The organism is Pseudomonas sp. S150 (genome assembly GCF_004526365.1).
GTDB classification, from domain to species: domain Bacteria; phylum Pseudomonadota; class Gammaproteobacteria; order Pseudomonadales; family Pseudomonadaceae; genus Aquipseudomonas; species Aquipseudomonas putida_A.
The window spans coordinates 2442112-2457447 of sequence record NZ_CP038207.1 but is presented as its reverse complement, the minus strand read 5'-3'; the positions used below and the strand labels follow the sequence as shown (position 1 = coordinate 2457447).

Below are 15336 nucleotides of genomic sequence, written 5' to 3'. Positions count from 1 at the left end.
AGTGTGCTCTCGGCTTTGGCTTAAAGCAAATTCTTTGTGTTAAGGTCTGGCGCATGGCTATTAAAGAAGGTTTACGCCCGGGCGGGCGCAGTGCCCGGGTGCAAGAGTCGATTCATTCGGCAGTCCGCGCGCTTCTGCAAGAACAGGAGCGCAGCAGCGTGACCGTCCCGCAAATCGCGGCGCGCGCCGGGGTCACGCCGTCGACGATCTATCGACGCTGGGGTGATCTGGCGGCGTTGCTCGCCGACGTCGCCCTCGCCCGCATGCGCCCTGACAGCGAACCGGCGGTGACCGGTGACCTGCGCGGTGATATCCGCGCCTGGGCCGAACAGTATCTGGACGAAATGAGTTCGGAGCCTGGGCGCCACATGATGCGCGACGTGCAGGCCAGTGCCACGCCGGGTTATTGCGTGACGATCCTTGGCGCGCAGTTGCAGACCATCCTTGACCGCTACCCGGATGAGGCAGCGCCGAGCGTTGATCATTTGATCAATCTGGTGGTGGCGCCGGTGGTGTTCCGGATTCTGTTTTCGGCGGCGGCGCTGGAGGTGGATGAGCTGCATCGGTTGATCGATATGGCGTTGAAACAGGACTGACGCTATCGCGAGCAGGCTCACTCCTACAATTGGAATGCGTTCCACCTGTAGGAGTGAGCCTGCTCGCGATGGGGCCTGATGAGTCACCATAAAACCACCCGGTTTCAAACCTGCGACACCCCGCCACGCCACGACCTTGGTCGACACTGACTAACCGCCATACTCATGCGAGACTGTCCGCCCGGGCAGGACTGCCGGGGAGTCTTTTGTCGGGAGTGTTGCATGTCGCTGTCCACCGGGCTGATCGCCGCCGTCGCCCTGGCCTATATGGCCATCATGTTCGCCATCGCCTTCTACGGCGACCGTCGCAGCACACCGTTGCCGCCGCGGATGCGCGCGTGGGTGTACAGCCTGTCACTGGCGGTTTATTGCACCAGTTGGACGTTCTTCGGCGCCGTCGGCCAAGCCGCCGAACAGCTGTGGTCATTCCTGCCGATCTACCTCGGGCCGATCCTGTTGCTGCTGGGCGCGCCGTGGGTCCTGCAGAAAATGGTGATGATCAGCAAACAGGAGAACATCACCTCCATCGCCGACTTCATCGCCGCGCGCTACGGCAAATCACAATCGCTGGCGGTGGTGGTGGCGCTGATCTGTCTGGTTGGCGTCCTGCCCTACATCGCCCTGCAACTCAAAGGCATCGTGCTCGGCGTGAACCTGCTGATCGGCGCCGGGGCCGACGCCATGGGCACCCGCGCCCAGGACACCGCGCTGATCGTCTCGCTGGTACTGGCGCTGTTCACCATCGTCTTCGGTACGCGCAACCTCGATGCCACCGAGCACCACCGCGGCATGGTGCTGGCGATTGCGTTTGAATCGCTGGTCAAGCTGTTCGCCTTTCTTGCCGTTGGCGCGTTCGTGACCTACGGGCTGTACGACGGTTTTGACGACCTGTTCAATCAGGCGATGCTCGCGCCGCGCCTCGAGGAATACTGGAAGGAAACGATTAACTGGCCATCGATGGTGGTGCAGACCGGGGTGGCGATGATGGCGATCATTTGCCTGCCGCGGCAGTTTCACGTCACCGTGGTGGAGAACATCGACCCGCAGGACCTGCGTCTGGCCAAGTGGGTGTTCCCGGCTTATCTGGCGCTGGCCGCGCTGTTCGTGGTGCCGATCGCCCTCGCCGGGCAGATGATGCTGCCGAGCCACGTACTGCCCGACTCGTTCGTGATCAGCCTGCCGCTGGCCCAGGCCCATCCGGCCCTGGCGTTGCTGGCGTTCATCGGCGGCGCGTCGGCCGCCACCGGCATGGTGATCGTGGCCAGCGTAGCGCTGTCGACCATGGTTTCCAACGACATGCTCTTGCCGTGGTTGCTGCGCCGTAACAACGCCGAGCGCCCGTTCGAAGTGTTCCGTCAGTGGATGCTCTCGGTGCGCCGCGTGAGCATCGTGCTGATTCTGTTGCTGGCCTACGTCAGCTACCGTTTGCTCGGCTCCACCGCGAGTCTGGCGACCATCGGCCAGATCGCCTTCGCTGCCGTCACCCAATTGGCCCCGGCGATGCTCGGCGCGCTGTACTGGAAACAGGCTAACCGCCGTGGGGTGTTCGCCGGTCTGGCCGCCGGCACGTTCCTCTGGTTCTACACGCTGATCCTGCCGATTGCCGCCCACAGTCTCGGCTGGTCGCTGAGCACTTTCCCCGGGCTGGCGTGGCTGCACAGCAACCCGCTGAACCTGCCGATCACCCCGCTGACCCAAGGCGTAGTGCTGTCGCTGGCGGGCAACTTCACCCTGTTCGCCTGGGTCTCGGTGCTGTCGCGCACACGGGTCTCGGAACACTGGCAGGCCGGGCGCTTCATCGGTCAGGAAATCAGCGCCCGGCCGAGTGCACGCTCGATGCTCGCGGTGCAGATCGACGATTTGCTGCAGCTGGCGGCGCGCTTTGTCGGTGAAGAACGTGCGCGGCAGAGCTTCATTCGTTTCGCCTACCGGCAGGGCAAGGGCTTCAACCCGAACCAGAACGCCGACGGCGAATGGATCGCCCACACCGAACGCTTGCTGGCCGGCGTGCTCGGCGCTTCTTCAACACGGGCGGTGGTAAAAGCGGCGATTGAGGGGCGGGAAATGCAGCTCGAGGACGTGGTGCGCATCGCCGACGAAGCCTCGGAAGTCCTGCAGTTCAACCGCGCGTTGCTGCAAGGCGCGATCGAAAACATTACCCAGGGCATCAGCGTGGTCGACCAGTCGCTGAAGCTGGTGGCCTGGAACCGCCGCTATCTGGAGTTGTTCAACTACCCGGACGGTTTGATCAGCGTCGGCCGGCCGATTGCCGACATCATTCGCTACAACGCCGAACGTGGCCTGTGCGGCCCCGGCGAAGCGGAAGTCCACGTCGCCCGGCGCCTGCACTGGATGCGTCAGGGCCGTGCGCACACGTCCGAACGCCTGTTCCCCAATGGCCGGGTGATCGAGCTGATCGGCAACCCGATGCCCGGCGGCGGTTTCGTCATGAGTTTCACCGACATCACCGCGTTCCGCGAAGCCGAGCAGGCGCTGACTGAGGCCAACGAAGGTCTGGAGCAACGGGTCAGCGAGCGCACGCAGGAGTTGTCACAGCTCAACGTCGCGCTGACCGAAGCCAAGGGCCATGCCGAGGCGGCGAACCAGTCGAAAACCCGCTTCCTCGCCGCCGTCAGCCACGACCTGATGCAGCCGCTGAACGCCGCCCGGTTGTTCTCTGCCGCTCTCTCCCATCAGGACGACGGTTTGAGCAGCGAGGCGCAGAAACTGGTGCAACACCTCGACAGTTCGCTGCGTTCGGCGGAAGACCTGATCAGCGACCTGCTGGATATTTCCCGCCTGGAAAACGGCAAGATCAACCCGGATCGCAAGTCGTTCGCGCTCAATGAGCTGTTCGACACGCTCGGCGCCGAATTCAAGGCGCTGGCCCAGGAACAAGGCCTGAAGTTCCGTGTGCGCGGCAGCCAGTTGCGCATCGACAGCGACATCAAGCTGCTGCGACGGATCTTGCAGAACTTCCTCACCAACGCGTTCCGCTACGCCAAGGGCCCGGTGCTGCTGGGCGTACGCCGTCGCGGCAGTGAACTGTGTCTGGAAGTGTGGGATCGCGGACCGGGGATTCCGGAAGACAAACAACAAGTGATTTTCGAGGAGTTCAAGCGCCTCGATAGCCATCAGACCCGCGCCGAAAAAGGTCTTGGGCTGGGCCTGGCGATTGCCGACGGTTTATGTCGCGTGCTCGGCCACACCCTGCGCGTACGCTCGTGGCCGGGGCGCGGCAGCGTGTTCAGTGTCAGCGTACCGCTGGCCCGGGCGCAATCACTGCCGCAGAACGCCGCGGTGGAGTTGAACGGCAAGTTGCTCAGCGGCGCGCAGGTGCTGTGCATCGACAATGAAGACAGCATTCTGATTGGCATGAACAGCCTGCTGAGCCGTTGGGGCTGTCAGGTGTGGACGGCGCGCAATCGCGAGGAATGCGCGGCGCTGCTCAACGATGGCGTACGACCGCAACTGGCACTGGTCGACTATCACCTCGACCACGGCGATACCGGAACCGAGCTGATGGCGTGGCTGCGCACCACGTTAGGCGAGCCGGTGCCGGGGGTGGTGATCAGCGCCGATGGCCGCCCGGAGACGGTGGCGCAGGTGCATGCGGCAGGGCTGGATTATCTGGCCAAACCGGTGAAACCGGCGGCGTTGCGGGCGTTGCTGAGTCGGTATGTGCCGCTGTAACCGTTTGACTTGAGTGTTGCAGCGCTACCGCTGACGCCTTCGCGAGCAAGCCCGCTCCCACCTTTGGAATGCATTTCACTGTGGGAGCGAGCCTGCTCGCGAAGCTCTTCGGGTTATTCCGGGATTTCGACCAGCCCATCGACATCGGTCATCGCCCGCTCCAGCAGATCCGCCGGCAAACTCTTGCTGGCCCGCGCGCCGAGCAATTTGAGCTGCTCACTGCGGCTGACCAGGTTGCCGCGCCCTTCCGTGAGTTTGTTGCGCGCCGAGCTGTAGGCCTTGTCCAGCTGTTGCAGGCGATTGCCGACTTCGTCCAGATCCTGAATGAACAGCACGAATTTGTCGTACAGCCAGCCGGCACGCTCGGCGATTTCCCGCGCGTTCTGGCTTTGCCGCTCCTGCTTCCACAGGCTGTCGATCACCCGTAACGTCGCCAACAACGTGGTCGGACTGACGATCACGATGTTGCGGTCGAACGCTTCCTGGAACAACGCCGGCTCGGCCTGCAATGCGGCCGAAAACGCCGCTTCGATCGGCACGAACAGCAAGACGAAATCGAGGCTGTGCAGGCCTTCCAGACGCTTGTAATCCTTGCCGGCGAGGCCTTTGACGTGGCTGCGCAGGGACAGCACGTGCTGCTTGATCGCGACCTGGCCGAGGGTGTCATCTTCGGCGGCAACGTACTGCTGATAGGCAGTGAGGCTGACCTTGGAGTCGACCACCACCTGCTTGTCGCCCGGCAGGTAAATGATCACATCCGGCTGGAAGCGCTCGCCGTCCGGCCCCTTGAGGTTGACCTGAGTCTGGTACTCGCGGCCCTTCTCCAGACCCGCGTGCTCCAGCACCCGCTCAAGAATCAGCTCACCCCAGTTGCCTTGGGTCTTCTGGCCTTTGAGGGCGCGGGTCAGGTTGGTCGCTTCGTCGCTCAGGCGCAGATTCAGCGCTTGCAGACGCTCCAGCTCCTTGGCCAGCGAGAAGCGTTCGCGGGCTTCGGCCTGATAGCTTTCTTCCACGCGTTTTTCGAAGGATTGGATGCGTTCTTTCAGCGGATCGAGCAACTGCCCGAGGCGCTGTTGACTGGTTTCGGCAAAGCGCTGTTCACGCTCATCGAAGATCTTCCCCGCCAGCTCGGCGAACTGCGCGCGCAGCTCATCGCGCGAGCCTTGCAGGTCGTTGAGGCGTTGTTGATGGCTTTCCTGTTGCTCGCGCAGTTCGGCGTTGAGCGACGCGGCCTGTGCGTCGAGACGCCGCAATTCGGCCTCTTTGTTGGCACGCTCGATGTTCCAGGCGTGGGAAGCGTCACGGGCATCATCGCGCTCGATCTGCAGCAGCTCGACTTCGCGGCGCAGGGCCGCCAGCTCCGCCTGCTTGGCGGCATTGGCCTGGCCGAGGTCGACGATTTCATCGCGGCTGGCCTCAAGTTGGGCGTTGAGCCCGTCCTGCGCCAGTTGCGCCATGGCCAGACGCTCTTCGAGCAAGGCGACCTCGGCTTGCCGATCACTGGCCCGCCGTTGCAGTTGCCAGGCCAGCGCCAGCAGCGGCAATCCCGCGCCCGCCAGACCCAGCAACACGCTGGTCAAGTCCATAGCCATAGCCACTCCTGCCGATTCGATAAAGCCTGAAGGTTAACCAAGGCGTGGGGCGTTGGACAGCTCAGTCTTCGAGCAGACCGAGTTCCCGTTGTGCACGACGGTCGCCGGCGCGGGCGGCCTGGCGCAGCAGATCCTGCCCGATGCGCCGATCACGGGCATTGCCGCACTCGCGGCACATCAATTGGCCGAGACGACTTTGCGCGGCGACCACGCCTTCGCGCGCCGGTTGCTTGAGCAGACGTCCCGCCAGATGCTTGGCATTACGGCTATCGCCCAGGCGCGGGCTGTCGAGCAGCCATTCGGCCACACGCACGGAAAATCGCTTGGGAGGGGTAACACGAGGGTGTTCGGAGGTAACAGAGTCTGATACTGAGCGAAACTTCATAAAACACTGTGGGACAGATCGGAAGGCGCGCCACTCTACTCTCTTTTTCGTACAGGTAAAGTCGAAAAAAACCCGGCACGCCCGTCCTAGAGCAAGCGCTAGGGACAATCCACAGAAGCTGTGGATAACTCAGTGGACAACCGCTCCCGAACCTCCGCAAAGCCTTGTGGAATGGGGCTCGCAGTCAAACTGACGATTTTTTCACCAACAAAAAAAGACGATATTTTTCATTGACTTAAACTTTTGATACAGGCAGCCATCGGGGTCAGGATTGATATGACAGCAAGGTTACCGTCTGCGCAACTAATGTGCACAAGTACCTGTTACCCGGTTATATCGATGCGCTTTTTTGGCCCGTTTTGCGCCTCGGACTGGGGATAAGCGGGTTGGCGCTGGGCATGGCTGCACGCTTTTGTGGCGACGGATGGTTTCTTCGCGAGCAGGCTCGCTCCTACAATCGGCCCCGTTCTCCCGTGGGAGCGAGCCTGCTCGCGAAGGGGCCAGCCCTGTCCCCCGTGATCCGCGCCACCGACCGAAATCTTTTTTTGCCGCCGGGTTGCATTGCCCAGGACGTTCCGTTACTATCCGCGGCGTTAGTACCAAGCTGAAAGTCAATTCCGGTCGAACACATCCCCACGGTCAATCTTCTTCCCAGAAGCCCTTCACCGAAAAAAGCGGGAACGACCCCTCGATGGTTTCCAGGTAAATCTTGCGCCGACACTGCCTTTGAATGAATGCAAAGGGTGTTGCGAAGACCACTTACTCTGACCGAACCAGCCTGCAAATTGATCAGGATCTTCACCCCGGGCCCAGAACCTTTGCCCTCGATGTGTTGCCTGTCCTCCTAAGTACCTACCTGCCAGCCCAAGCGCGCCAACTTATAAGCGCTTCAAACTGGCTGCTTTGTTCCAGTCGGGTTCTTTGTTCGACCAATGGTGGTCGACATTACTGGAACGTTTTAACGTTGCACGGTTCTTATCCGTGTCATTTGTAGGAACACCTAATAACTATGTCTACTCAAATCCAGACTCAGGATGCCATTCGCACCCTAACCAACGCTTTTGCCCCAATGAACTGCCTGATCATGGCCGCTCGCAAAGGCTGCTTCAGCTTCACCGTGGTCAATGAACACGGGATCGCTCGCCACAGCGAGCGTCTGTACCCCGATCAATACTCCAGCGCCGAACCGCTGCAGGCCATTATTGATCGTACGCGTCAGGCATTGATTGCCTGAGAGCCGAAAAGGCTGCAAAAGCAAAAGCCCCGCACAAAATGCGGGGTTTTTTATTGCCCGATATTTCGCTTTTAGCCCTTCAGGCCTAAGCACCTTCGGATATAACGCCTGTGGCTCGCTGCCGGAAATATTTTAAAAACAGGCCTTTACGTCGCGAATATGACACTACACTTCAACTCAAGCGGCTTGATCCGCTTTCGGCGAGCCTGAGTCGATCCACCGCTGCCAAGGCCCCTTCAGGTATCGCCGCCCAATTACAAGATCCGAGGGTTTTATGGGTATCGCTGCCAGCGAACTGTGCCGCTATGTGATCCGTCCCACACTGATTTATCTGGGACGCCACTGCGCAACTGCCGAATCCCTGCTGCTGGGCATTGCCGCCAGCCAGTCCGCCCTCGGTTCCGCCCTGCATGACCGCCGTGGCCACGGCCTCTACCGGATTGCCGAGCACCGCCACCAGGCCCTTTGGGATCACTATCTGGCACTCGATCCGGAGCGTGCGAGCCTGGTTCGCGGCCTCGCCAGCCAACATGCTTTTTTGAGCGGCCCGCACCTGGAATTGACCGTCAACCTGCGTTACGCCACCGCCATCGCCTGGCTGCTGGTAGAAGAACAACACACCACCCTCCCCGCCCCGGACGATCTGCTGGGCATGGCGCGAATCTGGCGTCAGACCTTCCAGCCGCAAGGTCGTCTGCGCGACTTCACCTACGCCTGGCAAACCTGTGTTTCACCGGTGAATCAGGTCGCGTGTTGACTGGCGAGTTTCAGAAGATCGCTCAACAGGTCGCGAATCTGGTCGGATTGTCCTACAAAACCGCTCTAACTCAAGCCATACGGACTATAGCGCTGGGACGAAAATGTTGGTAATTTTCGCCCCGGTGATCACCAGGAGTTCTAATAATGAAAAAAGTCATGCTCAAAACCACCCTTAGCCTCGCCGTTACCATGGCATCCACCCAGATCTTCGCAGCTGGCTTTGCCATCAACGAACACAGCATCAGCGGGATGGGCACTGGTTACGCTGGGCGATCCTCTTCTGCCGACGACGCAAGCACTGTTTATGGCAACCCTGCCGGCATGTCGCGCATCACGCGCGAACAAGTCACCGGCGGTGTTGCATTCCTCGATGCCAAGACCGATATCAGCGACGCCAGCTCCAGCCCTAACGGCGGCAGCAACAAAGGCGACATGGTGCCCTTCACCTCCGTACCTATGGGCTTCTACGTCAAACCGATCGACGAGCATTGGGCATTCGGCCTCGGCGTGTACGTGCCGTTCGGCCTGATTACCGATTACGAAAAAGGCTTTGCCGGCCGTTACTTCGGCAGCAAGTCCGAAGTCCAGGTCATCACCTTCCAGCCGACCGTCAGCTACAAGTTCAACGACGTGGTGTCGATCGGTTTCGGCCCGACCATCAACCGCATCGACGGCACCCTCGAGTCCAACCTCTCGGTGACTCAGCTGGCGCCGGACGGCAAGGTCAAGATCAAGGGTGACGACACCGCGCTGGGCTACAACATCGGCGTACTGGTACAGGCCACCGACACCACTCGCCTGGGTCTGACCTACCACTCGAAAGTCGACTACAAGCTCGAAGGCAACACCAAGGTCAACTACGGCGCACTGGCTGCAGTCGGTCTGGGTGCCAGCCAGAAGTACGACGCTTCGCTGAAGATCACCACCCCTGAATCCGTGGACTTCTCGGTTACTCAAGCGATCAACGACCGCTGGAACGTCTATGCCGGTTCGACCTGGACCCGCTGGAGCCAGTTGAAGAAGATCACCGTTGAAAACTCGGGCGTACAGCCGCTGCTGGCCGGTCAGTTTGGCGAGATCACCGAAGACCAGAACTGGCACGACTCCTGGGCTTACGCCGTGGGTACTTCGTACCAACTGAACAAGGAATGGGTACTGCGTACCGGTCTGACCTTCGATCAGTCGCCGACCAACAACGTCGACCGTTCGCCACGCATTCCTACTGGCGACCGCACGATCTTCAGCATCGGTGCCGGCTGGAGCCCGACCGAAGACCTGACCATCGACGTGGCTTACTCGTACCTGAAGGAAGAGTCGGTCAAGATCCACAACCAGAACGATCGTGGCCAGACCTACGATGCCAAGTATGAAAACTCGGCAAACGGTTTCGGTGTTGGCGCTACTTACCGCTTCTGATGCTGCACGGCGAGGCTAAACCCTCGCCCACAGAAAAGCCCCGCTCTCTTTACAGAAAGCGGGGCTTTTTTGTGCCTATTCAAATACCACAGATCAAATGTGGGAGCGGGCTGGCTCGCGAATGCGGTCTGACATCCAGAACAAGTGCTGAATGATCCGCAGCCTTCGCGAGCAAGCCCGCTCCCACAAAAAGCGTGTGTTATCAGTTGAGCGGTTTTGAGGCGATGGCCTTTTCAACCGCCGCAATAAACTCCGGATCATCCGGTTTGGTCAGACTGGAGAAATTCGCGATCACCTTGCCCTGACGATCAATCACGTACTTGTAGAAATTCCACTTCGGCGCGCTGCTCTGCTCGGCCAGCACCTTGAACAGGTGAGTAGCATCGTCGCCACGGACTTTCTGCGGCTCGGTCATGGTGAAGGTCACGCCGTAATTGGCGTAGCAGACCTTGGCGGTTTCGGCGCTGTCCTTGGACTCCTGCTTGAAGTCATTGGACGGTACGCCGAGCATTTCCAGGCCTTGCGCCTTGTAGTGCTGATTGAGCGCTTCGAGGCCCTCGAACTGTGGGGCGAAGCCACAGAAACTGGCGGTATTGACCACCACCAGCGGCTTGCCGGCGTAGCGCTGGCACAGATCGACGGATTCCTTGGCGCGCAACTTGGGCAACGAACCTTGCAGCGCCTCCGGACAGTCAGCGGCCTGGGCCAGTCCGGTCAACGCCATCAACAACGCGGGTACAGCACACCAGCGCATGAACATGTCGGCATCCTTGATGCGGTTATCAGACATCGACGTTACTCGCCCTCCAAGCCTACAAGCAAGCACCCATGCCCAACTGCATCAACGCCAGCCCGCCCTGATGCCAGCCCCACCACACCAGCGCCAGCAACAGCGCGCCGAGTGCGATGAAGGCGATTCGCGGCCAGGAACGCTTCATACGGCGCCGACAGCCGGTTGCAGACGCGCCACCGGACGCTCGCGCACCGGCCAGTTCAGCGCAGCCGCCAGCAGGCTCAAGAGAATCGCCACTTGCCAGATCAAGTCATAACTCCCGGTACGGTCATACACCACCCCACCCAGCCAGCCGCCGAGGAACGAGCCGAGTTGATGAAAGAGGAACACGATACCGCCGAGCATGGACAGGTTACGCACGCCAAACAAGGTCGCCACCGTGCCGTTGGTCAACGGCACCGTCGACAGCCAGAGGAAGCCCATGGCCATGCCGAACAGGTACGCCGAGGTCGTCGTCACCGGCAGCCACAGAAACAGCACGATCACCACCGCACGCAGCAGGTACAAAGCGGTCAGCAGACGCGGTTTGGACATGCGCCCGCCGAGCCAGCCGGCGGTGTAAGTGCCGAAGATATTGAACAGACCGATCAGCGCCAGCACTGTGGTGCCGACGGTTGCCGGCAGATGCTGATCAACCAGATAGGCCGGCAGATGCACGCCAATGAACACCACCTGAAAGCCGCAGACGAAAAAGCCGAACGCCAACAACCAGAAACCCGAATGCGAGCAGGCTTCGCGCAGCGCTTCAGACAGGGTCTGCTCATGACCGAACACCGGCAGCGGCTTGTCCTTGAGCATGCTCACCAACGGCACAATCATCGCCACCAGCAAACCGAGTACCAACAGCGCCGCCGACCAGCCGAGCCAGCCGATCAAACCCAGCGTGCCCGGCAACATCGCAAACTGGCCAAATGAGCCGGCGGCACTGGCGATGCCCATGCCCATGCTGCGTTTTTCCGGCGGCACCGCACGACCGACCACGCCGAGAATCACCGAGAACGACGTACCGGACAGGCCAATACCGATCAACAGACCGGCACTCAGCGACAGGGTCAGTGCCGAATCGGACAGCCCCATGCACACCAGGCCCGCGGCATACAGCACGCCGCCGACCAGCACCACTTTCGCCGCCCCGAAACGGTCAGCCAGGGCGCCAGTGAACGGCTGCGCCAAACCCCAGATCAGGTTCTGCAAGGCGATGGCGAAGGCAAACACTTCGCGCCCCCAGCCGAACTGCGCACTCATCGGCGAGAGGAACAGACCGAAGCCGTGCCGCACGCCCAATGACAACGCCAGAATCAGCGCACTTCCCAGCAACACCCAACCGCACGTACGCCACATCGATGTCATTGTTATTCTCCGTTCGCGGGTATATACCCGCTTAAAACCGGAAAAACCGGCCTTCAGGCCAGTTCATCCAACAGTCGCAGCAAGGTTTCACGCTTCTCGGCGCCCAGACGATCGATCAATCGCTGTTGCGCCGCTTCCCAGGCCGCCAGCGCCGCCGCGAGGCGTTGTGCACCGGTTTCGGTGAGCCGGACGATGCGATTGCGCATGTCCTCGCCCTCGGCCAGCGCCACCAGGCCCTCGCCTTCGAGCACCCGCAGGTTGCGCCCCAGGGTGCTGCGATCCAGACCCATGGCTTCGGCCAGTTCCGAGATGCTCGGTTGATCCAGACGCTGCAGGTTGCACAGCAAAGAATACTGGGCAACGTTGATCCCGAAGCCGTCGAGAGCGCCGTCGTAATGCCTGCTGACGCCACGAGCGGCGCGACGCAGGTTGGTGCACAAACACTGAGAAGGAAGCATGATGCGTGTATATACCCGCGACTGTGTTAAATCAAGTTACATGTAGTGATTCAAGAACATTTCCGGCGCCTGACGGGTCGCCTTCGCGAGCAAGCCCGCTCCCACAGGGGAATGCATTCCAAATGTGGGAGCGAGCTTGCTCGCGAAGGGGCCAGCACGGTTACATATATGGCTCAGACCAACACCACCCCAACCAACACCACCATCTCCAGCAATTCCAGCAACGCCCCCGCCGTATCGCCCGTAGTCCCGCCCAACCGCCGCATCATCACGTGCCGCAGCCAGACAAACCCGACCAACGCGACAACCAGCGCAACAATCGCTTTCACCCCGGCAATCAGCAAGCAGGCCAGCGCACTCGCTCCAAGCACCCACCAACCGGCCCGGCGCGGCAAATGATCAGCCAACGCCTGCCCCAACCCACCCGCGCGCACATACGGTGTGGTCAGAAACAGTCCCAGCAGCGCCGCACGCCCGAGCAACGGCACGATGAGCAACATCAGCGCATGCCCCTGCTCGATCAGCGCCAGCAACGCGCAGAACTTCAGCAGCAACACCAACACCAGCGTCACCACCGCGATCGGCCCGCTGCGCGGATCCTTCATGATCGTCAGCGTGCGCTTGCGATCACCGAAACCACCGAGCCAGGCATCGGCGCTGTCGGCCAGTCCGTCGAGGTGCAGCGCGCCGCTGAGCAGCACCCACACCGTCAGCAACAGCGCCGCATGCAACAACAACGGCGCACCGGCCAACGCCAGGTTGAATACCCAGAGGATCACCCCGAACAGCAACCCCACCAGCGGATAAAACAGCAGCGAACGCCCGAGCTGTTGCGGCTCCGGCATACCCGGCAGACGAATCGGCAAACTGCTGAGAAATTGCAGGGCGATCCACAGTGGCAGCATCTCAGTGACCTTCCTTGAGCACGCCATCGGCTTCGACGCTGAGCGCAAACAGCGAAGCATGCGCGACTTCGACATTGAGCAACTGCTCACGCGGCAAACCTCGCGCCTGCGCCAGCAACAGACGCATCACGCCGCCATGACTGATCAACAAAACGCGTTCACCGGCATAGGCCTGATGCAACCGCGCAACCGCGCCCAGCACGCGAGCCGCAAAATCGCTGACCGGTTCACCCTGTGGCGGCGTGAAGGTATATGGATCGGCCCAGAACAACCCCAGCGCCTCGGCATCAGTCTCCATCAACGCCGCTGCGCTCTGGCCCTCCCAGGCACCGAAATGCAGTTCTTGCAGATCCTTGTCCAACTGCACCGGCAGAGCCAATTGCTCGCCCAGTTCGGCGGCAAACCGCGCACAACGCTGCAGCGGGGAGCTGATCAGCCGGTCCCACGGCCCGCCCGCGACCACGGCGGCACGCATCTGTGCCCAACCCTTTTCGGTGAGCGCATCATCGAGACTGCCGCGCAAACCGCCGCCCAGTTCAGTCTCACCGTGGCGCAGCAGGTCCAGACGCAAGGTCATGCCGGACGATCCGCCACCGCGGCTTCGGCGAACGTCGCCATCTGCCCGTGCAGGTCACAGGCCAGACGCAACAGCGGCACGGCCAATGCCGCCCCGCTGCCCTCGCCCAAACGCAGGCCGAGCTCCAGCAACGGTTCGGCGTTAAGGGTTTCCAGCACATGGCGATGGCCCGGCTCGGCGCCACGGTGACCGAACAGCAACCACTCGCGGCAGGCCGGGTTCAGCCGCACCGCCACCAACGCAGCGACCGTGCAGATAAAACCATCGACCAGCACCGCAACGCCTTCCTGCGCACTGGCCAGGTACGCGCCGACCAGTGCGGCGATTTCAAAACCGCCGAGGTTGAACAGGGTTTGCAGCGCATCGCCACGTTGCGCCGCGTGCAGCGCCAGTGCGCGCTCGATCACTTGCGCTTTATGGCTGACGCCCTCGGCATTCAACCCGGTACCGGGACCGGTCAGGTGCACCACCGGGCAATCGAGCAAGGCACACGCCAGCGCACTGGCGGCAGTGGTGTTGCCGATGCCCATTTCGCCACCGATGAACAACTCTGTACCAACGGCTTTGGCGCGCAGCACGCTGTCACGACCGGCCTGCAAGGCAAGTTCGCCCTGTGCCTGGGTCATCGCCGCGCCCTTGGCGAAATTCGCCGTGCCAGGGCCGATGTTCAGATGACGCACGCCCGGCAGATTCAACGTCGGTGTCACGGTGCCCAGATCGACCACTTCCAGCTGTGCATCGAGCTGCCGCGCCAGCACGCTGATCGCCGCGCCGCCGCTGACGAAGTTGAGCAACATCTGCCCAGTGACTTCCTGCGGGAATGCCGAAACGCCTTCCGCGACCACCCCGTGATCACCAGCGAAAATCGCGATCCAGACTTGCTTAAGGGTCGGCTTGATCTGTCCCTGCAATCCGGCCAGTTGCACCGCCACGCTTTCGAGGCGACCGAGGGAGCCGGCCGGTTTGGTCAGTTGCAGTTGGCGCGCCGCCGCCTGTTCAACGATCTCGGCATTCACGGATTGGCACGGGTTCAACCACCACGCTTGAGTCATAACGCAGGTCCTTTCAGGGTCAGGGGCAGGCCGGCGACGGTCAGGACGACTCGCTGACAACGCTCGGCCAGAGCTTGATGCAGCCAACCGGCTTCATCGACGTAGCGGCGAGTCAATTCGCCCAGCGGCACGACACCCATTCCGGTCTCGTTGCTGACAAAAATGATTTCCCCCGGCAATGACGCCAGGCAGTCCAGCAGGGCTTCACGCTCGGCGGCGAGCCGCGTGGCGTCATCGAGCATCAGCAGATTGGTCAGCCACAGGGTCAGGCAATCCACCAGCAGGCAACGCTCGGCACTGGCGTTTTCACGCAGGACGCGGGCCAGCTCCAGCGGTTCTTCGATCAACGCCCATTCGGCCGGACGTCGGGCGCGGTGATGGGCGACGCGTTCGTTCATCTCACCGTCCAGCGGCTGGCTGGTGGCGATGTAAGTGACCGCCAGATGGCTGTCGCTGGCGAGTTTTTCCGCCAGGCGACTTTTGCCGGAGCGGGCGCCGCCGAGGATCAGTTGGAGCATGGGGACAT

The 15336-nt window shown here is 61.5% G+C and carries 15 protein-coding genes; 5 read left to right on the top strand and 10 right to left on the bottom strand.

Annotated elements, in window-relative coordinates; genetic code table 11:
* Positions 1–53: 53 nt before the first annotated feature.
* Both E3Z29_RS11375 and E3Z29_RS11370 read left to right on the top strand, forming a co-directional pair.
* The gene (locus E3Z29_RS11375; RefSeq protein ID WP_134785801.1) at positions 54–596 is read left to right on the top strand and encodes a TetR/AcrR family transcriptional regulator; all 543 of its coding nucleotides are present in this window, start codon (positions 54–56) and stop codon (positions 594–596) included.
* Between the two features lie 222 nt (positions 597–818).
* Complete coding sequence (locus E3Z29_RS11370; RefSeq protein ID WP_134785800.1) at positions 819–4289, top strand: PAS domain-containing hybrid sensor histidine kinase/response regulator; 3471 nt, start codon at positions 819–821, stop codon at positions 4287–4289.
* A 113-nt stretch (positions 4290–4402) separates the two neighbouring features.
* Here E3Z29_RS11370 and rmuC read toward each other — a convergent pair whose 3' ends face one another.
* Together rmuC and E3Z29_RS11360 are read right to left on the bottom strand one after the other, a co-directional pair.
* Positions 4403–5767 (bottom strand): DNA recombination protein RmuC, encoded by a 1365-nt coding sequence (gene rmuC / locus E3Z29_RS11365; protein ID WP_167734194.1) that lies wholly within the window; start codon positions 5765–5767, stop codon positions 4403–4405.
* A 175-nt stretch (positions 5768–5942) separates the two neighbouring features.
* Positions 5943–6266, bottom strand: coding sequence for a sel1 repeat family protein (locus E3Z29_RS11360; RefSeq protein ID WP_081730279.1), 324 nt, complete (start codon positions 6264–6266; stop codon positions 5943–5945).
* Positions 6267–7275: 1009 nt separating this feature from the next.
* On the opposite strand from E3Z29_RS11360, the gene E3Z29_RS11350 reads away from it, so the two are divergent.
* The 3 genes from E3Z29_RS11350 to E3Z29_RS11340 all read left to right on the top strand — a co-directional run bounded on the left by E3Z29_RS11350 (position 7276) and on the right by E3Z29_RS11340 (position 9675).
* Positions 7276–7500, top strand: coding sequence for a hypothetical protein (locus tag E3Z29_RS11350; protein WP_007962908.1), 225 nt, complete (start codon positions 7276–7278; stop codon positions 7498–7500).
* 274 nt (positions 7501–7774) lie between these two features.
* A complete protein-coding gene (locus E3Z29_RS11345; protein WP_096797718.1) occupies positions 7775–8257 on the top strand; it encodes a hypothetical protein in 483 nt (160 codons plus the stop codon).
* 146 nt (positions 8258–8403) lie between these two features.
* Positions 8404–9675, top strand: a complete 1272-nt coding sequence (locus tag E3Z29_RS11340) for an OmpP1/FadL family transporter (RefSeq protein WP_134785798.1) — start codon at positions 8404–8406, stop codon at positions 9673–9675.
* A gap of 202 nt (positions 9676–9877) precedes the next feature.
* Here the strand turns inward: E3Z29_RS11340 and E3Z29_RS11335 are convergent, their stop codons facing one another.
* The 8 genes from E3Z29_RS11335 to cobU all read right to left on the bottom strand — a co-directional run bounded on the left by E3Z29_RS11335 (position 9878) and on the right by cobU (position 15328).
* Entirely contained in the window at positions 9878–10435 is a 558-nt protein-coding gene (locus E3Z29_RS11335) for a glutathione peroxidase (protein ID WP_003223074.1), read from the bottom strand.
* A 52-nt stretch (positions 10436–10487) separates the two neighbouring features.
* Positions 10488–10613, bottom strand: coding sequence for a hypothetical protein (locus E3Z29_RS29600; RefSeq protein WP_256616859.1), 126 nt, complete (start codon positions 10611–10613; stop codon positions 10488–10490).
* A complete protein-coding gene (locus tag E3Z29_RS11330; RefSeq protein WP_134785797.1) occupies positions 10610–11818 on the bottom strand; it encodes an MFS transporter in 1209 nt (402 codons plus the stop codon). Before E3Z29_RS11330 ends, E3Z29_RS29600 begins: the two co-directional genes overlap by 4 nt.
* 53 nt (positions 11819–11871) lie before the next feature.
* Positions 11872–12276, bottom strand: a complete 405-nt coding sequence (locus E3Z29_RS11325) for a MarR family winged helix-turn-helix transcriptional regulator (protein ID WP_134785796.1) — start codon at positions 12274–12276, stop codon at positions 11872–11874.
* 173 nt (positions 12277–12449) lie between these two features.
* Positions 12450–13181, bottom strand: coding sequence for an adenosylcobinamide-GDP ribazoletransferase (locus tag E3Z29_RS11320; RefSeq protein ID WP_134785795.1), 732 nt, complete (start codon positions 13179–13181; stop codon positions 12450–12452).
* A gap of 1 nt (position 13182) precedes the next feature.
* Positions 13183–13758 carry an alpha-ribazole phosphatase family protein gene (gene cobC, locus E3Z29_RS11315; RefSeq protein ID WP_134785794.1) on the bottom strand — a complete coding sequence of 192 codons (576 nt, stop codon included), beginning with the start codon at positions 13756–13758 and terminating at the stop codon, positions 13183–13185.
* Entirely contained in the window at positions 13755–14810 is a 1056-nt protein-coding gene (gene cobT / locus E3Z29_RS11310; protein WP_134785793.1) for a nicotinate-nucleotide--dimethylbenzimidazole phosphoribosyltransferase, read from the bottom strand. Before cobT ends, cobC begins: the two co-directional genes overlap by 4 nt.
* Positions 14807–15328, bottom strand: a complete 522-nt coding sequence (cobU, locus tag E3Z29_RS11305; RefSeq protein ID WP_134785792.1) for a bifunctional adenosylcobinamide kinase/adenosylcobinamide-phosphate guanylyltransferase — start codon at positions 15326–15328, stop codon at positions 14807–14809. Before cobU ends, cobT begins: the two co-directional genes overlap by 4 nt.
* Positions 15329–15336 lie beyond the last annotated feature (8 nt).